This is a genomic window from Asticcacaulis sp., from assembly GCF_047605585.1.
In the GTDB taxonomy this organism is placed as follows: domain Bacteria; phylum Pseudomonadota; class Alphaproteobacteria; order Caulobacterales; family Caulobacteraceae; genus Asticcacaulis.
The window spans coordinates 113,814-133,927 of record NZ_JASGFK010000007.1; the positions used below are offsets into that span (position 1 = coordinate 113,814).

The following is a 20,114-nucleotide window of genomic DNA, read 5'->3' on the forward strand; positions in this document are numbered from 1 at the left end:
AGTTTCCGACCGTGTGGTAAATTTCAGTTTAACAGAACGCCGATATCGAAATGAGCATTGTTAAAAAAGATGTTACCCGTTGGAAGGTGATAAAAATCCCATTTTTTCAAGTCTTTGCTTCAATGGCTCCAGTTCGGCCTCGTATTTTTTCCAGGCGCCGACCCCCTTGGAATTGATTGGGGCGCGCACCTGTACCGCGCTGGCTGTGGAGACGGCGCCCTTGGCCTCGTGGGGTTTCAGGCAGGCGTCTTCGAAGGGCAGACCACAGGCATCGATAAGGCGGCGAATCTCGGTTTCGGGGTCCTGGATGACCGCTTCGAGCGAAACCTCGACCAGACTGTCGCCCAGCACCGATTTCCAGTAAGCCATGAGATCACGGAAATGACCGTAGTGATCGGCCAGGTCGTCCTGGGTGTAGGACCAGCCATAGGCGCCGGTGAACAGCACCTTGTACGAGCCGAACAGGGCATCCATCGGATTGCGGTCGAGGGTAACGATGGTGGCGTCCGGGAAGGCCAGCTTGATCAGGCCGATATATTCATGATTGGCCGGCAGCTTGTCGATCACATAGGGGCGGCCGTCGTGCAGGAAGGCGGATTCACGCTGGTAAAGCTCTGCAATGGCCAGGGGATCGATCTTTGCGGCCGCTTCGATCACTTCAGGCGACAGGCGGCGGGTGTCGCTGACACCACTGAGTTTGTGCGTGGCGATGCCGAACGTTTTCAGTTCCCCGACGGCTTGAACCTGGCTGTGTGCCGCCAATACGCGCTCGATCAGGGTTGTGCCGGAACGCGGCAGTCCGACGATGAAGATGCGCTTAGGCCCCGAACGCGGCCGCTCATCGATGGCTTCAAAGCGTGTCGCCGGGAAATACTGTTTCCAGGCAGCGACCGTGGCGGCCTCTTCATCGGAGGACCAGGGCTCCTCCTTCCGCGCCAGGCCGGCTCCGACCTGCAGACAGTCCCAGGCATTGGCCCGGTCACCCATGTCATCATATTCCTTGAACAAGGTATAGGCGACACGACAGGCCTCCAGTCTGGTCTGGCAGGTCAGGTTCTCCAGTATGGAGACATGGTTGTCGTCTGGTGTCCACCGACGCAGATAGGCCAGGTTGAAATAGGCGGCGACCGGCGGGGTGGGGGAGAGGGCGATGGCCTGTTTGAAGGCGGCTTCCGAGGCGTTGATGTCGCCCAGCGCGCGGTGAACGCTGCCCAGGCTGTACCACGCCTCGGCATGGTGCGGGTTTCTTGCGGTGGCCTTCAGCACAAGCGTTAAGGCCTCGTTCGGCAGCCCGGCATGGGTGAAGGTATAACTGGCTCTGACCAGGCTCGGCACGTCTTCCAGCCCCAGCCGGACGGCTGCGCGGGTGGCTTCGACCGCCTCGATGACGCGGCCGTCGGCCATGAGGGGTTTGCCACGTAAGACAAGCATCTGAGCGCGCACCGGTGAACCCTCAGGCGCCCAACGGGCAGCTTCGGCATAGGCCATTTCAGCGCTGATGATATCCTCAAGCCTGTCAGCAGCTGTGCCTAACAGCCACCAGGCTTCCGCCGCCTTCTGAGGCGGCGGCGCATTTGGACTATTCAGCAAGGCCGTGGCCTGGCGCGCATTTGCCAGAGCAGTTTCGTCATCGCCGCGTCGCAACGCCTCGTGGGCGGCCTGAAGGGCCTCAGGAAAACGCATTATTTCCAAACTCCTTGGCAGAATAGAGACGAACTGTGTGTAATGCCAATTTGGAGAGAAATCTGAGTCATTGTCTGTTCACTGAAATGTGTCATGACCTTTTGCACAGAGAGACTAAACCAGGATGGCGAAATAGCGTCAAGTGCGCGTAATTCAGGTTATTTGCCCCGCTTTTGCACGCCAGTGGCGTCATATATGTGATGCAAAAGCAACATCTTCCTGTCTAAATTTACTTTAACGGCGACAATGATAGAAGTCCAGTTTTTGGTGATTTTTCAAGGTCCTTTCATATAAACGCTTGAATCCCTTTGTGATTGAGGATGAAGGCGTGACTTAAATGGATATGACAACCTTACGATTTGGTTCCTTCTTGGCCGAAAATATGACAGTATGACTAAACTAGGATTTGACGCATTTCAGATTTTATATGTAAGAATTATTTCACCAGTGGCTATTTACCGGGGAATTTTTGGTACTGAAAAGGTATTAGCGGTGGTTTGGCGGACCGTCCGAAAGCGCGGCTTTCGGCACTAGATTGGAGAAATAGGGAATGAAGTTTAAATCATACGCACTGATCACGACCGCTCTTGCGGGGGTCGTAGTCACCGGGGGCGCCTATGCCCAAGACACGACGTCAACGACGTCGGCCAGCGATAGCAGCTCCGCTCAGGAAGTCGTCGTCGTCGGTGTCCGTAAGTCGCTGCAGAAGTCACTCAGCGTTAAGCGCAAGGCTTCGGCCCACATCGACGTCATCACGGCTGAAGACGTCAGCAAGTTCCCGGATGTCAACGTGGCGGAATCGTTGTCGCGCCTGCCGGGCGTCACGGTCGACCGCTCAGGCGGCGGTGAAGGCGAAAAGATCGCCATCAACGGTATCGATTCGCGTCTGATCAATGTGTCGCTGAACGGCAACCCGCTGGCTTCGGCCCAGGCCGGCGCCAATGACACCGACTCCGGCCGTAGTTTCAACTTCGCCAACCTGTCGCCGCAACTGATCGGTAACGTGGAGGTCTACAAGACCACGGAAGCGCGCCTCGACGAAGGCGGCGTTGGTGGTACGGTTATCGTCAATTCGCGCAAGCCGCTGTCGCTGCCGAAGAACACGTTCACGGTCAGCTATAGCTATAACTATAATGAGCGCAACAAGGAACAGGACCCGCGTTATTCGCTGTTCTACAGCACCAAGGACGACAGCGGCCGCTTTGGTTTGCTGTTCAGCTACGATTATAATAAGCGCGTTCTTGGCAGTGGCTCGATCAGCACGGCTTATCAGAATGTCTGTAACGCTGCGCACTGGGGCGGTTGTGAAGACGATGGCAGCTTCAGCGATAGTTCATCGCTGCCGACCGTAACCAGCGGTCCGGCTCTGACGTCGGATATGCTGGTGCCGACCTATATCGCCCTGTCGTCTTCCCTGGAGCAACGTGAGAGCAAGACCTATCAACTGGCCTTGCAGTTCAAGCCGAGCGACGATCTGGAATTCAACCTGACCGGCACGCGTATCGAGAGTGATTTCTCCAGCTATTCGCAATGGTTCGAGACGGACCTCAGCGTTAACTGGAACGAAAACAACGCTTATACCGGTAACGCCGAAACCTATATGAACACGGTCACCACCAATGAATATGGTGTTACCGGCGGTTCCGGCTCCTTCGCGGTGCGCATGGATGAATATTACAAGCACTCGATCCTGAACACGAACAGCTATAACCTGCAAGGCAAGTGGACGCCTGGCATGTGGACCATCGAGTCTAATATCGGTACGACTAAGGCTACCGGCGGTTCGGACCCTGAGTATTACCTGAGCTTCTACGGTAACACGACCGGTTCCTGGTCGATGACCTCGGATGGCGCGACCCTCAATCTGGATACCTCCGCCACGGACCCGTCGCTGTTCAAAACCCGCGCGGCCGGCAAACAGGCTGGCTTCGTCAAGACGGCTGTGACCACTGATCAGATCGACTATGGCAAGTTCGACTTCAAGCGCGAAGTCACCTGGGGTCCGGTCAACGAGATTCTGTTCGGCTACAAGTATCAGCGCCATATCAACATCAACAATCCGCACTTCTACAACACGACCTTCAACCTGACCGGGTCTATGGCCGACTTCGAGACGAGCGTGAGTGATGCGGATCTCGTAAGCGGTCTTGGCGCCAGCGGCGACCTGTTGAGCTTTGTCTCGATGACGCAGGAAGCTGTTGCGGCCTATTCGATCGCTAACCGTAGCTCGGCCAATGCGGCCAGCGGCGATTATCGCGATGCCGGCAATTTCTGGAATACGGCTGAGCGGGACAATGCGGCCTACGTGCAAGCCAATTTCCGCGCCGGTAAGTGGCACGGCGATTTTGGCGTCCGTTACGCCAAGACCGATAATAAGCAGACCTACCGCTCGACCATGGATTACTATCCGTGGGACGAGGAAATGATCACGCTCAACAAGAGCTATGATGACGTCCTGCCGTCGTTCAACGCGGCTTACGATCTGACCGATGACATGATGATCCGCTTCTCGGCGGGTAAGGTGATGTCGCGCCCGACCTTTGCCGACATGTCCGGCCAGGTTGAATACAGTCTCGATCGTTACAGCACCGTCGCGACCAGCGCCGGCACCCAGGTCTTCGGGGGCACGGGCGGTAATCCGGATCTGCAACCTTATCGCGCCACCAACTACAGCGCGTCCTACGAGTGGTACTTCGCACCGAACAGCCTGTTCAACGTCGATCTGACCTACAAGGACGTCGAATCCTATATCGTCAAGAAGTACACCTTCATTGACGTGACCCTGCCGGAATCCGCCCTGGATTACTGCCTGGGTACGGTCGGCCGTGAATGTAACCGCGTCGAAAACATGCTGATCTACGCGCCATTCAACGGTTCAAACGCCAAGATCCCCGGCATCTCGGTCGGTTATCAGGGCAACCTGCCTTGGGGCTTCGGTATCCAGGCGAACATCACCTACCTCGACCAGCAATACGGTTCGTATACCGACGCGTATAACGCAACCTCCGGCAAGCTGCCGATGCCATACCTGTCGCGCTGGAGCTACACGGTCTCGCCCTATTATGAAAAGGGTCCGATCCAGGCGCGTGTCTCCTATACGTACCGCAGCAAGTATACCACCGATGTGGGTAGCGAAACGACCGCACCGTCCTATATCGATGGCTGGGGTCAGCTGGATGCGTCCGCTTCCTATAACCTGAACGATCGTATTTCGTTCAACCTGGCGGCGCAGAACATCCTGGATAACATGCAGCATCCTTACACCACTGGCGGCCTGCCGCTGTCGTGGAGCAAGTACGGCACCCGCGTGACTTTCGGTGTGACCTACAAGATGAACTAATGCGTAACCCGGGAGGCGCCCGCGCCTTCCGGGTCTTTCATGTGTAAAGCGTAAGCGCCGGTACGAGGTCCTCATCGGACCGGCGTCAGCCTGCCGCCTTCGGTCTTTATATCCCAGGGGCCGGGGAGGCTTTCTGTTCCGGTTCGGGCTTTTCCCCCGAGCGTCTTGCTGGCCGATGACCGCCGCCGGTCCGTCTCCCTGACCTCCGGCCCTGTGCTTTCCATCGCGCCATTCCGGTCGTTTTTTGTGTGTGACCGGAATTGAGAAGACGTGGCCCTGACCGGATCATTGCACTGCATTCGAAGACCGGGCATGGTCCCGTCTTCGAATGCTTTGCTGCCTTTGCTAATCTTGATTGTCTGCCGGAGACTGCCATGACCGCCAAACACCCCTCGATGTCCCGCCGTGGTCTGTTGCTGGGAGGGGCGGGACTGGGTGTCGCCCTTGGGCTTAACAGCGTCTTGGTCGGCCGGGTTTTTGCAGCCTCGAATGACAACACCACGCCCGATGAGCGTGATGCGCAGTGGCTGAAGGCCACGCAGAAATATGCCCCCGAACGCAAGCGCTGGCTCAGCACCGTCGATGCGGGCGATAGTGACGGGCCGTTTCGCCCGGACTGGGCGTCTCTGCAAGATTACAAGGTGCCGCAATGGTATGCCGACGCCAAGTTCGGCATTTTTGTCCATTGGGGCCTCTATTCCATTCCAGCCTTTGTCGGCGAATGGTATTCGCGCAATATGTATATCCAGGGCAGCCCGGAATACGAGCACCATATAAAGACCTACGGGCCGCATACTAAGTTCGGCTACAAAGACTTTATCCCGCAATTTACGGCGTCCGCCTTCGATCCGGCAAATTGGGCGCAGCTCTTTGCCGATGCTGGCGCGCGTTATGTCGTGCCGGTGGCCGAGCACCACGACGGCTTTTCGATGTATGACAGCCACCTGTCGGACTACACGGCCGTGAAGATGGGGCCGAAGCGCGACTTGCTGGGCGAAATCAAAAAGGCTGTGAAAGACAAGGGCCTGCACTTCGCCCTGTCGTCGCACCGCGCCGAACATGACTGGTTCTTCGATGGTGGCCGCCAGTTTCCGTCTGACGTTTCCGATCCTGCCAATGCCGGGCTTTACGGTCCGGCGCAGGACCGCATGGCTGGCAAGGACGATCAGGACCTGTTCGGTGATTACACCCATGTGTCGCAAGCCTGGCTCGATGACTGGCTGGCGCGGCAGGCCGAACTGGTTTCCGCCTATAATCCGGACCTCATCTATTTTGACTGGTGGATCGGCCAGCCGTCCTTCCGGAACACCCTGCCGAAGTTCCTCGCCTGGTATTACAACAAGGCGGTGAAAGAAGGCGGTTCGGCCATCGTCAATTACAAGCTGGGCGAATTTGCCGATGGCGCCGGTGTGCTCGATATCGAGCGCGGCCAGGCGCCGGGCATTCGCAATGATGTTTGGCAGACCTGCACCTCGATCAGCGACAAGGCCTGGGGCTATATCGAAAACGATACCTATAAGTCACCGGCGCAACTGATCCATCTGCTGGCCGATGTTGTCTCGAAAAACGGCAACCTGCTGCTCAATGTCGGGCCCCATGCCGATGGCCGCATCCCCGAAGCGGCCCGCGACAGCCTGATGCAGATGGGCGCGTGGCTGAAGATCAATGGCGAGGCCATCTATGGCACGCGGCCGTGGATCGTCTTCGGCGAAGGGCCGACCGAAACCGCCTCTGGCACCTTTGCTGAAACGAAGGCGCAGCCCTATACGGCGCAGGATTTCCGCTTCACGGTCAAGGACGATGTGTTGCACGCCATCGAAATGGCGCGGCCTGAAGGGGAGGTGACCATCACCTCGGTCCGCAGTGATTACCGGGTGAAAAATGTGCGCCTGCTCGGGACCGATACGCCGGTGACTTTCCGTCAGGATGCGCACGGCCTGACCATCACCCTTCCAGCCGGTGCGCCGGAACAACTGGCCTATGTGTGGCGCATCGAGACCTGAACCACACACCTTTTTAAGGCGCCGGACGGCCGGCGCGAAATTCAGACTAAACCGGAGTAAGACATGAAGACGTTGCGAACCGCCAGGGGCCTGATCACCACTTTTGGCGCGATCGCCGCTTTATGTACGGCCATGCCCGCCCTGGCCGCGGCGCCTGTGGCGCAGGTGCTGGACCAGAACTGGACCTTCCGTCTGTCACCCGAAGATGCCGGTGCCCATCCCGAAGCCGCCGGCTGGCTCAAGGCCACCGTGCCGGGCACGGCCCAGACCGATCTGATGGCGCTGAAGAAGCTGCCTGATCCCTACATGGGTGACAACGAAGGCAAGGTGCAATGGGTTGGTCTGTCGGACTGGCAATACCGTACCGAGGTGACGGTTTCGACCGAAACACTGGCGCGGGGCCATGTCGAGATGGTGTTCGAAGGCCTCGATACCTTTGCCGAGGTGCGCGTTAATGGTACGCCCATCCTCAATGCCGACAATATGTTCCGTACCTGGCGCGCCGATGTGAAGGCGCTGCTGAAGCCGGGCGTCAATGTGGTCGAGGTCGACCTGAAATCGCCGCTGAAAAAGATGAAGCCTCTGGTCGCCGACATGCCTTACGTCATGCCGGGCGCCTACGATTCGCTGTGGGGCGACGAACCCCTGGGCCGCAATTCCTCGACCTATGTGCGCAAGGCCGGTTACCAGTATGGCTGGGACTGGGGCCCACGCGTGGTCGCCATCGGTATTTGGAGGCCCGTGAAAATCGAGGCCTGGGATGACGCTCGAGTGGCTGATTTCCATGTCGAACAGGTGCATCTCGATGATCAGGTCGCGGCGGTCAATGCCGTGGTCGATATCCAGTCGAGCGCAGTCACCCCGGCCACTGTACGTGTCGATATCACTGCGCCCGATGGCACGACGCAGACGACAACTGAGGATATCAGCCTCTTTGCCGGCACCAATCCGGTCAGTCTGCCGATGCAGATCAAGAACCCGCAGCGCTGGTGGCCGGCAGGCTATGGCAAGCCGAACCTCTACACGGTCAAGGCGACGGTAACGCAGGGCGGTGATGTCATCGGCGAATGGACGCGGAAAATCGGCCTGCGCACGACGGAAATCCGCCGCGAAAAGGATCAGTGGGGCAAGAGCTTCGAGATTGTCGTCAATGGCGTGCCGATTTTCGCCAAGGGCGCCAACATGATCCCCTTCGACATGTTCCCGACGCGCGTGACCCCCGCCGAACAGGACCGCATGCTGCAATCGGCGGTCGACGCCAATATGAACATCCTGCGTATCTGGGGCGGCGGCACCTATCAGGACGATCATGTTTATGACAAGGCCGACGAACTGGGCTTGATGGTCTGGCAGGACTTCATGTTCGGGGGGGCCATCATCCCCTATGACCGCGATTTCCGCGAGAGCACGCGTGTCGAGGCGGTGGAGCAGGTCAAGCGCTTGCGCAATCACCCGTCGATCGTGCTGTGGGCGGGCAATAACGAGGTCCAGACCGACTGGGAAAACTGGGGCGGCAGCACCGACGCCCTGAAAACCGGCGTCTCGCCGGAGGAGCGTGACCGCGTCGTCATCGGCATGGTGCGTATGTTCGACCAGGTGCTGCGCGGGGCCGTCGATCAGAATTCGCCGGGCACGCCTTATTGGGCGTCGTCGCCCTCGACGGATTATGACGGTCCGGCCGATCAGGACAATGATGGTGACCGCCATTACTGGAAGGTTTGGGGTGGCAAGCCGGTCGAGGAATATCTCAATGTCACGCCGCGTTTCATGAGCGAATACGGCCTGCAGTCCTTCCCCGACATGGCGACAATCAAGGCCTTTGCTTCGGAAAAGGATATGGCGCCGGAAAGTCCGGTCATGCGCGGCCATCAGAAATACGACAAGGGCAATGGCAATAAGCGCCTGCTGCTATACATCCACAATAACTACGGCGAGCCGAAGACCTTTGCCGATTTCGTCTATCTCAGCCAGCTGATGCAGGCCGATGGCATCGAACTGGCGGCAACCCATTTGCGTAGCCGTAGGCCGCAGACCATGGGCTCGATGTATTGGCAGCTAAACGATGTCTGGCCGGGCGCTTCGTGGGCCAGTGTCGATTATTACGGCCGCTGGAAGGCCCTGCAATTCCGCGCCAAGCGCTTCTATGCGCCGTTGTCGGTCAGCCTGATCCACAAAGATGGCGCCATGGAAGCGCATGTGTTGTCCGATCTGACGACCGAAAAGGCCCTGACCTGGCGCCTGCGCATGCGCGATCTGTCTGGCAAGGTTTTGAGCGAAAAGACCGGTAACCTGACCGTGGCGCCGTTGTCGAGCCCGTCTATCGGCACCTTCAGCGATACCGATCTACTGGCCGGGGCTGAGGCCAAGACGAGCCAGGTTGAGCTGGCGCTGCTTGAGGGCGATGTCGTCGTCGCCAAGGTCTTCAACTATGTCGGGGTTAGCAAGGACGTCGCCTGGACCGATCCGAAGCTGAAGACGGCCATCGTCGCTGCCAAAGGCGGTTATGACCTTACCGTTTCGACGTCCGCTGCGGCACGAGGCGTGTGGATCGATGTCGGCGGGCTGAAAGCCGACCTGTCGGACAACAGCTTCGATATGGCGGGCGGCGAAAGCGTGACTGTTCATATCACGACCAATGTGTCTTTAGCCCAGTTGAAAAAGGCGCTTAAGGTGCGCTCCTATTTCGGTTCCGCCACGCCGTTCAAGGGGTAGGATGATGCGCGCTTCTTTCAAGGCTGGCCTGCTGCTGAGCTGTATCCTGGGCCTGCCGGCAATGGCCAATGCCAAACCGGCAGCCAAAACCAATCCCCCCTCGGTTGTCGCGCAAATGACCCTGGATGAAAAGGTCGGTCAGTTGCAGGCGGCGGCGCCCGCCATCCCGCGGCTTGGTGTCACCGGCTATAACTGGTGGAACGAAGGCCTGCACGGTATCGCCCGCATCGGTGAAGCGACCGTCTTCCCGCAGGCCATCGGTCTGGCGGCGACGTGGGACATCGACCTGTTGCATAGCGTCGGTGATACGGTCTCTACCGAAGCGCGCGCCAAGTTCAATGGCGTCGGCGCGGATAAGGATCATGGCCGCTATGAGGGCCTGACCATCTGGTCGCCCAATATCAATATCTTCCGCGATCCACGCTGGGGTCGGGGGCAGGAGACCTATGGCGAGGACCCGTACCTGACCGGCCATCTGGCAACCGCCTTCGTGCAGGGGCTGGAAGGCCCCGACTTGGCGCACCCCAAGACCATCGCCTCGGTCAAGCACTTTGCCGTCCATTCCGGCCCGGAAGCCGGCCGCCACGGCTTCGATGTCGATGCCTCGCCCTATGACCGCGAAGCGACCTACCTGCCGGCCTTCCGCCAGGTGGTGACGGTGGCCAAACCCGGCTCGGTGATGTGCGCCTATAATTCGATCCATGGCACCCCAGCCTGCGCCTCGGACGACCTGCTAAATATCCGTCTGCGTAAGGACTGGGGTTTCAAGGGTTATGTGGTGACCGACTGCGACGCGGTCGAGGACATGTACGCCTTCCACTTCTACCGCAATACCCCGGAAGAAAACGCCGCCGAGGCGCTGAAAGCCGGGACGGAACTGAACTGTGGCACCTATTTCAAATATCTGAAGACCGCCGTCGATAAGAAGCTCGTCACGACCGCCGAGATTGACACTGCCGCGACCCGCCTTTGGGATGCCCGCCGCAAACTCGGCATTGATGGCGCCCCAAGCCCCTACAGCACGATTTCGCCATCTGCGATCCACACGCCCGAGGCCGCCGCTCTGGCGCTGAAGGCGGCACGGGAATCGATTGTCCTGTTGAAAAACGACGGCGTCCTGCCGTTGAAATCCACCGCGAAGATCGCCGTCATTGGTCCCAATGCCGATGCGTTGGAAATCCTGCAGGCCAATTATCACGGCACGGCCATCGATCCGGTGACACCCCTGACGGGGCTGCGTACCGCACTGGGTGCCGACCGAGTGTCGTACGCGCAGGGCAGTAATATCGCAGACGGTGTGGCGATCCCCATTCCCGAAACTGCCCTCAGCTCAGGTGGCCAGAGCGGGCTCAAGGGCGAATATTTCGATAATCCAGACTTCACCGGTCAACCGGTGCTGACTCGTACCGACAAGACGGTCAATCTCGACCTCTATAATGTCGCGCCGGTTAAAGGATTTGAGAAGGGGCCTTATAGTGTGCGCTGGACCGGGGAACTGAGGCCGCCCGCCGCTGGTGATTATCAGCTCAAAATCTATACTGAACGCTGCTGGGAATGTAACAACCAGCATGACGCCATCACTCTCTATCTCGATGGCAAGCCGGTGATAACCGATAACGGCGACGGCCAGTCGCTGGAAGCCAGCCTACATTTCGGTGATGCCAAGCCGCACCCGATACGGCTGGAGTTCCGCCATGTCGGCCAGGACTGGGGGGTACGCCTGCAGTGGCAGACCCCAGCGGAGGCTCAGGTGGCCGAAGCGCTGAAGGCGGCGCAATCCGCCGATGCCATCGTTGCCTTCGTTGGCCTATCGCCGGATATCGAGGGCGAGGAATTGCAAATCCTAGTCGAAGGCTTCGATCGCGGTGACCGCACGAACCTGGCCCTGCCGGTGCGTCAGGAAGCCTTGCTCAAGGCGCTGAAAACCACAGGCAAGCCGTTGATCGTGGTCAATCTCTCCGGCGGCGCGGTGGCGCTGAACTGGGCCAAGGACAATGCTGATGCCTTGCTGCAAGGCTGGTATCCGGGCGAATCCGGCGGCACCGCGATCGCCGAAACCCTGCTGGGCCAGAATAACCCGTCCGGTCGTCTGCCGGTGACATTCTACAAGTCCGTGCAGGACTTGCCGCCCTTTATCGACTATCGCATGGAAGGCCGCACCTATCGCTATTTCAAGGGTGAGCCGCTCTATAGCTTCGGTTATGGCCTGAGCTATACCACCTTCGGCTACAGCGATATCCGCCTGTCCAGCCCAACACTTGCTGCCGGTAAAAATCTGACTGTGACGGCGACCGTCACCAATACCGGCGTGGTCGAGGGCGACGAGGTGGCGCAAGCCTATCTGACGCCGCCCGCCAATGATCAGGGCCTGAAATACAGCCTGGTTGGTTTCAAACGCGTCCACCTCAAGCCAGGCGAAAGCACAGAGGTGTCTTTCGAACTGACCCCGCGTGACCTGAGCACGGTCGACCGCGTTGGCAATCGTACGCAAGTTCCTGGCGACTACGGCCTGTTTGTCGGGGGTGGCCAGCCAATGACCGGCGGTGTGAGCCACAATCTGACCCTGACGGGTAATTATAAACTGCCGAAATAGAGTGAGTGAAATGACAAATCCCCCCCAAACGTCGCGCCGGGAATTTTTGACCGCCCTGACTGCCGCTGGCATCGCCACCAGCGGACTTGTGCCAGCCGGTGCGGCGTTGGCCGCAGATGCACGTTTCACTATTAAAGGCGATGATTTCCTGCTCGATGGCCAGCCGTTTCACATCATGGCCGGCGAGATGCATTATCCACGCATTCCCCGCGAACTCTGGCGTGACCGGCTGAAAAAGCTGAAATCACTCGGTCTAAATACGCTGTGCACCTACATGTTCTGGAACGCCCATGAAAAGCGTCCGGGTCAATACGATTTCACCGGTAATCTCGATATCGTCGCCTGGATCAAGATGGCGCAGGAAGAGGGGCTGTGGGTACTGCTGCGCCCCGGTCCTTATGTCTGTGGCGAATGGGACAATGGCGGCTATCCGGCCTGGTTTCTCAATGACCCGACCATAAAGCCGCGCTCGCTCGATCCCCGATATATGGGCCCTTCGGGCGAATGGCTGAAACGCCTGGGTCAGGAAATCGCCCATCTCGAAATCGACAAGGGCGGCCCGATCCTGATGACCCAGGTCGAGAACGAATATGGCTCTTACGGCAATGACCTGACCTATATGCGTGCGGTAAAGGACCAGGTGCGTGCCGCCGGTTTCAGTGGCGCCCTCTATACGGTCGATGGCGCCGCGGTGATCGAGAATGGCGCTATCCCGGAGTTGTTCAACGGTATCAATTTCGGCACCTATGACAAGGCTGAGAAAGAGTTCGCCCGCTACGACCAGTTCAAAAAATCCGGCCCGCGCATGTGCACCGAGCTGTGGGGGGGCTGGTTCGACCATTTCGGCGAGATGCACTCGTCCATGCCGATACCGCCGCTGATCGAGAGCCTGAAATGGATGCTCGACCAGAAGATTTCCTTAAGTTTCTACATGGTGCACGGCGGCACCTCGTTCGGCTTCGACGCCGGCGCCAATTTCGACAAGAATAGCCAGACCTATCAGCCGGATATTTCGAGCTACGACTATGACGCCATGCTCGATGAGGCCGGCCGGCCAACGCCAAAGTTCGAGGCGGCCAGAGCCCTGTTCCAGCAATATATTCCGGCCGATCGTTTCGCGCCGCTGCCGGAGCCGGAAAAGGCGCTGGAGATCAAGCGCTTCCGCCTGACCGAAAGTGCTTCGCTCAGCCAACTTCTGGGCAAGCCGGTTGTGGCCACGTCGCCGAAGACCCTGGAACAACTGGGCCAGCCGCATGGGCTTTTGCTCTATCGTCATAAGGCAAAAACCGCGCTTTCGGGTTTGTTGTCTTTTGGTGAAGTGCGTGACTATGCTCTGGTGTCGGTCGCAGGCGTACCCACGGGCACGCTCGATCGTCGCAATCATGAAACCGGGCTTACGATCGCCGCGAAAAAGGGGGCGGCCATAGATGTGCTGGTCGATACTATGGGCCGTATCAATTATGGCGATCAGATCGGTCTCGACCAGAAAGGCCTGATCGGCGAGGCGAAGCTGGGAGAGGCTTCGCTGACCGGCTGGGAGCACTACGGCCTCACCCTTGAAGATCTGAGCGGTCTGAAATTCGCCAAGGCCCATGTGGAGGGCCCGGCCTTCTATCGCGGCACGTTCGAGGTCAGCGAAGCAGGCTATACCTTCCTCGATATGCGCGGCTGGGGGAAGGGCTATGTCTGGGTCAATGGCCATAACTTAGGTCGTCACTGGTCGGTCGGCCCGCAGCACGCTCTGTTTGTGCCGGCACCGTGGCTGAAGATAGGCAGCAACGAAATCATCGTGCTCGATCTGCATGAAGGTGCCGAGCGCACGCTGGCCGGCGGCAAAAACCAGATCTGGGATCGCCCCGGCCTGGTGGAGGCGTGAGCATGGATCGTCGCGAATGGCTCTTAGGGGTGACGGCGTTGGGCGCCCTGATGGCGTCACGCGTCTCGGCGGATATTCCGGCGATGTCACCGGAAGTCGCATCGGGCACGCGCCTGCCCGTGGGACAGCGCAAGTTCACCAGCTCGGCGGTCGAGGCGGTCATCAAAAAGACCACAAAAGCGCTGAAGGACCCGGAGCTGGCGCGTCTGTTCGCCAACTGCTACCCTAATACACTCGATACCACGGTCGAGACGGGAACGGTGGATGGCCAGCCCGACAGCTTCGTGATTACCGGCGATATCAAGGCGCTGTGGCTGCGCGATTCCTCAGCCCAGGTCTCGCCCTACCTGCCGCTGGCGGCTAAGGATGCTGGTCTGAAGAGCCTGTTTCAGGGGCTGATCCGGCGGCATGCGCGCTGCATTTTGATCGATCCCTACGCCAACGCCTATATGCACGATCCGAAGGCAATGACGGACCTGTCGTGGTCACAGACCGACCAGACCGATATGAAGCCCGGCGTGGCCGAGCGCAAATGGGAGATCGACAGCCTGTGCTATCCGATCCGGCTGGCGCATGGCTATCTGGCGGCGACTGACGATCTGTCGGCCTTCGACGATACTTGGCGCGCCGCCATGCGCACCATCGTCCAGACTTTCCGCGATCAGCAAAGGAAGGATGGCGACGGACCCTACAAGTTCAACCGCACGGCGTCCGAACCGACCGAAACCCTGGCGCACGGCTATGGCTGGCCCACCAAGGTCACCGGCATGATCCATTCCGGCTTCCGTCCCTCGGATGACGCCTGCACCTATCCCTACTTCATTCCCGGCAATGCCTTTGCGGTCGTTTCCTTGCGTCAGCTGGCGGAGATGACTGAAAAAACCGGTCTGGATGCGGATTTCAAGGCGGAGTGCCTGGCCTTGGCCACCGAAGTTGAAAGTGGCATGTATACCTATGGCCGGATGAAGGATGCGAACGGCAACGACATCTGGGCCTATGAGGTTGATGGCTATGGCAATGCGCTCTTCATGGACGACGCCAATGTGCCGAGCCTGCTGAGCCTGCCGTTTCTTGGGTTTTGCGCCAAGGATGATCCGCTGTACCTGCGCACCCGCGCGGCGGTTTTGAGCGCCCGCAATCCCTACTATTATGAAGGTAGGGTGCTGCGTGGCGTCGGCTCCCCGCATTCGGGCCTGAACACGATCTGGCCGATTGCGCTGATGATCCAGGCCCTGACCAGCACGGACGATGCCGAAATCCGCGCCTGTCTTGTCGAACTGAAGGCGGCCGCCGCACCGCGTGGTTTCATGAACGAGTCGGTGGGCAAGGACGACGCCTCGCTCTTTACGCGCTCGTGGTTTGCCTGGGCCAACAGCCTGTTCGGCGAACTGATCCTGACCTTGATAAACGAAAAGCCAGGCCTGCTAACCTGATGACTATGCTTTCCAAACGCAGCTTCCTGACCGGCACGGCTGCCGCCGCGCTTCTGCCAGCCACCGGCTTTGCGGCGGGTGTCAGCCCCTGTGAATACGTCAATCCGTTTATCGGATCGGGCGGTCACGGCCATACCTATCCCGGCGCAACCATGCCCTTCGGCATGGTCCAGGTGTCGCCGGATACCTATAATCTCGGCTGGGATTCATGCTCGGGCTATCACATCAAGGATGGCTCGATCATGGGGTTTTCACACACCCATCTGAGCGGCACGGGCTGTCCGGATCTGCTCGACCTGCTGGTGGTGCCGCGCACCGGGCCGGTGGTCCTCAATCCCGGCACGCCGGATAATCTCGAAGGCAGCTACCGGTCGCGCTACGCCAATGAAACGGCGACACCGGGCTATTATCGTGTCGACCTGACTGACTGCCGTATTCACGCCGAACTGACCGCCACCACGCGGGTGGGCCTGCATCGTTACCAGTTCCCCGAGGGCGAGACCGGACACCTGCTGATCGACTGGCAGCACAGCAACATGCCGTGGTGGAAGCATCCGACCCCGACCGGTGTTGTCGAGGCCTCGCTTCAGGTCATAGGCAATGATACGCTGGTCGGGGGGCGCCGGCTGGACCTGTGGGCCAAGGACCGCTGGGTGTTCTTCGCCCTGAAAGCCTCTCGCCCGTTCCGCGCGGCGCAGCTCTATAGTGATGATGCGGCGGTCGATGGTACAAATGTGTCCGGCACCGGCCTGAAATGCGCCCTGCATTTCGATGAGGCGGGGCAGGGGCCGCTGCTGGTAAAGGCGGCGATCTCCGCCGTCGATATCGAAGGCGCGCTGCGTAATCTAGCCGAGCTGCCGGATTTCGATTTCGACCGGGTGCGCACCGCCGCCCATCTCGCCTGGGAAGCCGAACTGAATCACGTTCGCATCGAGGCGATCAGCGAAACTGACAGCCGGATCTTCCAGACGGCGCACTATCATACCCTGCTGGCGCCGACGGTTTTCAGCGATGCCGATGGCCGCTATCGCGGCATGGACAATCAGGTGCACGCGCTACCGGCGGGCGAGACCGCCTATACGACCTTCAGCCTGTGGGACACCTATCGCGCCTCGCATCCTTTCTTCAACCTGACCCAGGCGGCGCGCGTGCCGGATATGCTGCGCAGCCTGGTGCGCATGGGGCAGGAAAGCCCCGACGGCGTGCCGATCTGGCCGCTCTATGGCCGCGAAACCGATACCATGGTCGGTTACCACTATGCCGCCATCCTGGCCGAGGCCTGCCGCAAGGGGGTTAAAGGCGTCGATTACCGCGCGGCCTATGTGGTGGCGCGGCAACGCGCCTTCGATGACCAAACCCATGATATGCCGCTCTATCGCAAAATGGGATATCTTCCGGCCGATCAGGTTCAGGAGTCGGTCTCGAAAACGCTGGAGAATGCCTATAGCGACTGGTGTACCTCGCGTCTGGCCGAAGCCATCGGCGCGCACGAGGAGGCGAAAGCGTTGAAAGCGCGTTCGCTGAACTATCGCAACCTGTTCGACCGCTATACCACCTTTATGCGTGGCCGCTTGGCCAATGGCGAATGGGCAACGCCCTATAATCCGCATGCATTAGGTCATGACACAGCAAAATGGCGTGATTTCACCGAGACCAATGGCTGGCAGGCGACCTTCCTGAACCAGCATGACACCTACGGCTATATGGCGCTGTTCGGCGGCGAGAAAGCCTTTGAGGCCAAGCTTGATGCCCTGTTCGTCGAGCCGACAGATACCAGCGTAGAGAGCCTGGACGATATCAGCGGCCTGATTGGTCAATATGCCCATGGCAATGAACCCAGCCACCACGTGGCCTACCTCTATGCCTATACCGGTTCACCGTGGAAGACCCAGATGCGGGTGCGCGAGATTATGGCCACCCTGTACCGCAACGCGCCCGATGGTCTGGAAGGCAATGAGGATTGCGGCCAGATGAGCGCCTGGTATCTGATGAGTGCCCTGGGTTTTTATGCGGTCGATCCGGTCAGCACCAATTATGTCTTCGGCTCGCCTCTGGTGAAACATGCCGAGGTCGCGCTCGGTGGCGGGCGCCGGCTGGTCATTGACGCAGCCGGCAACAGCGCCGAGAATATCTATGTGCAGGCCATAGAGTGGAACGGCAAGCCCTGGCACAAAAGCTGGATCAGCCATGCCGAACTAATACGCGGCGGACGCCTGACCTTCAAAATGGGCCCCAAGCCCAACATGTCCTTCGGCGCGGCTCAGTCCGCCAGACCCCCTTCCTTTGTTTAAGGCGTTTCTCATGCAAAATCGTCGCGATATCTTCAAAACCACCCTGGCCCTTTCCTCGCTTGCCGGACTGGCGACCACAGGCGCCAGCGCCGCCTCGACCGGTAAGCCCATCGTCGTCTCGACTTGGGACTTTGGCGTAGCAGCCAATCAGGCGGCGTGGGACGTGCTGAAAACCGGCGGCCATGCGCTCGATGCTGTCGAAGCCGGGGCGCGCGTGCCGGAAATGGATATGAAGAACCACAGCGTCGGACGCGCCGGTTACCCGGATCGCGACGGCCACGTTTCGCTCGATGCCAGCATCATGGACGAGCAGTGGCGCTGCGGCGCCGTGGCGGCTCTGGAGCATATCGATCATCCGATCTCGGTGGCGCGCCTCGTCATGGAAAAGACGCCGCACGTCCTGCTGGTCGGAGCCGGTGCGCTTCAGTTTGCCATCGAGCAGGGCTTCAAACCGCAGGAACTGCTGACGCCTGAATCCGAGGCCGCCTGGAAGGACTGGCTGAAGACGGCGAAGTACGAGCCGGTGGCCAACAGCGAAATGTCGACCTATGGCCATGCGCCCGGCAGCAAGGTGCCGGGTGATGTCCATAACCACGACACGCTGGGCATGCTGGCGCTCGATGCGCAAGGCCGGCTTTCGGGCGCCTGCACCACCTCCGGCATGGCGTGGAAGCTCCGCGGCCGGGTGGGGGATAGCCCGATCATCGGCGCCGGGCTCTATGTCGATGGCGAGATCGGCGCGGCCACATCGACCGGGGTCGGTGAGGAAGTCATCCGCAATGCCGGCAGCTTCCTGGTCGTCGAGCTGATGCGTCAGGGACGCACACCGCAACAGGCCTGTGAGGAGGCGGTGATGCGGATCGTCAAGCGCCGTCCGGAAGCCGCCAAGACCCTCCAGGTCGGTTTCCTGGCACTGAACACCAAGGGTGATGTGGGCGCCTTCGCCATTCAGCCGGGATTTGTTTACGCGCAGTGCGATGGTACGAAGACCGACTTGGTTGTGCCGTCGAAAAGCGTCTTTGCCTAAGCTCAATGATCAGGGGGATGGGATGACTGGATTTCGCCGTGTTTTATGGGTGGTCGTGGCCTGCCTCGGGATATCCGCGACGCAGGCGCGATCGGCAGATACAAGCGACAAACCCGCCGTAAACAGCGGGAGTACGCTGACCGCCCGCACCGAGGCGCTTCATGAGACCCTCTACAGGCGTTCGCAGTCGGGTGACGCCGAGGCCATGACCAATCTGGCCACCCTCATGGAGCAGGGAGACGAGATCGCACCCATTGATCTGAAGATCGCCTACGATCTCTATGAGCCAGCTGCCAGGCTTGGCAATCCGGTTGCCGTCAAGAAAATGTGCCTGGCTTATCTGCTCGGAGAAGGACGGCCAAAGGACGTAATTAAAGCCTCGGGCTTTTGCAATAAGGTCGATGCCACGGATGCCGTGACCTATTTCTGGGGTGGTTATGACTATCAGTACGGTGTTACAGGACCGGCCGACCTGGACTCTGCCAGGGCTTCCTATCAGGTGGCGGTGGAACGCGGCAGCGGCGAGGCCGCTGATGCCATAGGTCAAATGGCATTCAATGGCGGCCATTTCGATGTGGCGCGCGGCTGGTATCGCAAGGGCGCCACACTGGGATCGGCAGATGCCATGGATCATCTGGCGGGTATGGCCGAACAGGGGCAGGGCGGCGGAAAGGACAGTATCGAGGCGGCCTGGCTTTACGGGTATGCGGGCCAGCGCGGCAACAGCCACGCGCAGGATTGGCTCAGGGCACATCCCGGTCTTGAGGTATCGTCCGATAATCTCGGCAAGGGGGCTTCCGAGATTACCCTGACCCATATATTTGGCCAGGGCGCAGCCCAAAAGACCGAGCCGCTTACCGTCAGCCGGCTGTCGACCCTGATGCACAGGCGACTGGACGGCGTCATATCGAACAGCCCCGATCACTACTATTATTTCGCCTATTTCGATTGCTATGTGGGGCTTTCAAGGGAGGTGGACCTGTGCGTGACAAGCCGGGAATACCCGCTTGGGTTTAACATGGGGGATATTCTGCGCGCGGTGTGGGGCGGCCGGATTTCCCTGCCGGAACGGGATGCCGACGGCAATCCGACGGCGCAATCGCATTTCAAATTCGGCCTCAGCCTCGTTTCTGCGGATTGAGCATGGGAAGGGTAC

The 20,114-nt window shown here is 59.5% G+C and carries 10 protein-coding genes; 9 read left to right on the plus strand and 1 reads right to left on the minus strand.

Going from position 1 to position 20,114, the window contains the following annotated elements; translation table 11 throughout:
- Window positions 1-72: 72 nt before the first annotated feature.
- The gene (locus tag QM647_RS15715) at window positions 73-1,683 is read right to left on the minus strand and encodes a sulfotransferase (RefSeq protein WP_414996493.1); all 1,611 of its coding nucleotides are present in this window, start codon (window positions 1,681-1,683) and stop codon (window positions 73-75) included.
- Between the two features lie 550 nt (window positions 1,684-2,233).
- Between QM647_RS15715 and QM647_RS15720 the strand changes: the two genes are divergently transcribed.
- The 9 genes from QM647_RS15720 to QM647_RS15760 all read left to right on the plus strand — a co-directional run bounded on the left by QM647_RS15720 (window position 2,234) and on the right by QM647_RS15760 (window position 20,099).
- On the plus strand, window positions 2,234-5,023 hold the full coding sequence (locus QM647_RS15720) for a TonB-dependent receptor (RefSeq protein ID WP_414996494.1): 2,790 nt from the start codon (window positions 2,234-2,236) through the stop codon (window positions 5,021-5,023).
- Window positions 5,024-5,397: 374 nt separating this feature from the next.
- Window positions 5,398-7,026, plus strand: a complete 1,629-nt coding sequence (locus QM647_RS15725; RefSeq protein ID WP_414996495.1) for an alpha-L-fucosidase — start codon at window positions 5,398-5,400, stop codon at window positions 7,024-7,026.
- A gap of 63 nt (window positions 7,027-7,089) precedes the next feature.
- Window positions 7,090-9,738: a beta-mannosidase gene (locus QM647_RS15730; protein ID WP_414996496.1), complete on the plus strand. Its 2,649-nt coding sequence runs from the start codon at window positions 7,090-7,092 to the stop codon at window positions 9,736-9,738.
- A 4-nt stretch (window positions 9,739-9,742) separates the two neighbouring features.
- Window positions 9,743-12,331, plus strand: a complete 2,589-nt coding sequence (locus QM647_RS15735) for a glycoside hydrolase family 3 C-terminal domain-containing protein (protein WP_414996497.1) — start codon at window positions 9,743-9,745, stop codon at window positions 12,329-12,331.
- Window positions 12,332-12,341: 10 nt separating this feature from the next.
- Window positions 12,342-14,207 (plus strand): glycoside hydrolase family 35 protein, encoded by a 1,866-nt coding sequence (locus QM647_RS15740; protein WP_414996498.1) that lies wholly within the window; start codon window positions 12,342-12,344, stop codon window positions 14,205-14,207.
- A 2-nt stretch (window positions 14,208-14,209) separates the two neighbouring features.
- The gene (locus QM647_RS15745) at window positions 14,210-15,640 is read left to right on the plus strand and encodes a glycoside hydrolase family 125 protein (RefSeq protein ID WP_414996499.1); all 1,431 of its coding nucleotides are present in this window, start codon (window positions 14,210-14,212) and stop codon (window positions 15,638-15,640) included.
- Entirely contained in the window at window positions 15,640-17,931 is a 2,292-nt protein-coding gene (locus tag QM647_RS15750) for a GH92 family glycosyl hydrolase (RefSeq protein WP_414996500.1), read from the plus strand. The genes QM647_RS15745 and QM647_RS15750 overlap by 1 nt, the downstream gene beginning before the upstream one ends.
- Window positions 17,932-17,941: 10 nt before the next feature.
- Entirely contained in the window at window positions 17,942-18,958 is a 1,017-nt protein-coding gene (locus QM647_RS15755) for a N(4)-(beta-N-acetylglucosaminyl)-L-asparaginase (protein WP_414996501.1), read from the plus strand.
- A 22-nt stretch (window positions 18,959-18,980) separates the two neighbouring features.
- Window positions 18,981-20,099 (plus strand): tetratricopeptide repeat protein, encoded by a 1,119-nt coding sequence (locus tag QM647_RS15760; protein WP_414996502.1) that lies wholly within the window; start codon window positions 18,981-18,983, stop codon window positions 20,097-20,099.
- The last annotated feature ends 15 nt before the right edge of the window (window positions 20,100-20,114 follow it).

What these genes read in the sequence shown, in the direction of transcription:
- QM647_RS15735 (WP_414996497.1), top strand. Translation starts at nt 9,743, where the DNA reads ATGCGCGCTTCTTTCAAGGCTGGCCTGCTGCTGAGCTGTATCCTGGGC.
- QM647_RS15750 (WP_414996500.1), top strand. Translation starts at nt 15,640, where the DNA reads ATGACTATGCTTTCCAAACGCAGCTTCCTGACCGGCACGGCTGCCGCC.
- QM647_RS15760 (WP_414996502.1), top strand. Translation starts at nt 18,981, where the DNA reads ATGACTGGATTTCGCCGTGTTTTATGGGTGGTCGTGGCCTGCCTCGGG.
- QM647_RS15720 (WP_414996494.1), top strand. Translation starts at nt 2,234, where the DNA reads ATGAAGTTTAAATCATACGCACTGATCACGACCGCTCTTGCGGGGGTC.
- QM647_RS15755 (WP_414996501.1), top strand. Translation starts at nt 17,942, where the DNA reads ATGCAAAATCGTCGCGATATCTTCAAAACCACCCTGGCCCTTTCCTCG.
- QM647_RS15725 (WP_414996495.1), top strand. Translation starts at nt 5,398, where the DNA reads ATGACCGCCAAACACCCCTCGATGTCCCGCCGTGGTCTGTTGCTGGGA.
- QM647_RS15745 (WP_414996499.1), top strand. Translation starts at nt 14,210, where the DNA reads ATGGATCGTCGCGAATGGCTCTTAGGGGTGACGGCGTTGGGCGCCCTG.
- QM647_RS15730 (WP_414996496.1), top strand. Translation starts at nt 7,090, where the DNA reads ATGAAGACGTTGCGAACCGCCAGGGGCCTGATCACCACTTTTGGCGCG.
- QM647_RS15740 (WP_414996498.1), top strand. Translation starts at nt 12,342, where the DNA reads ATGACAAATCCCCCCCAAACGTCGCGCCGGGAATTTTTGACCGCCCTG.
- QM647_RS15715 (WP_414996493.1), bottom strand. Translation starts at nt 1,683, where the DNA reads ATGCGTTTTCCTGAGGCCCTTCAGGCCGCCCACGAGGCGTTGCGACGC.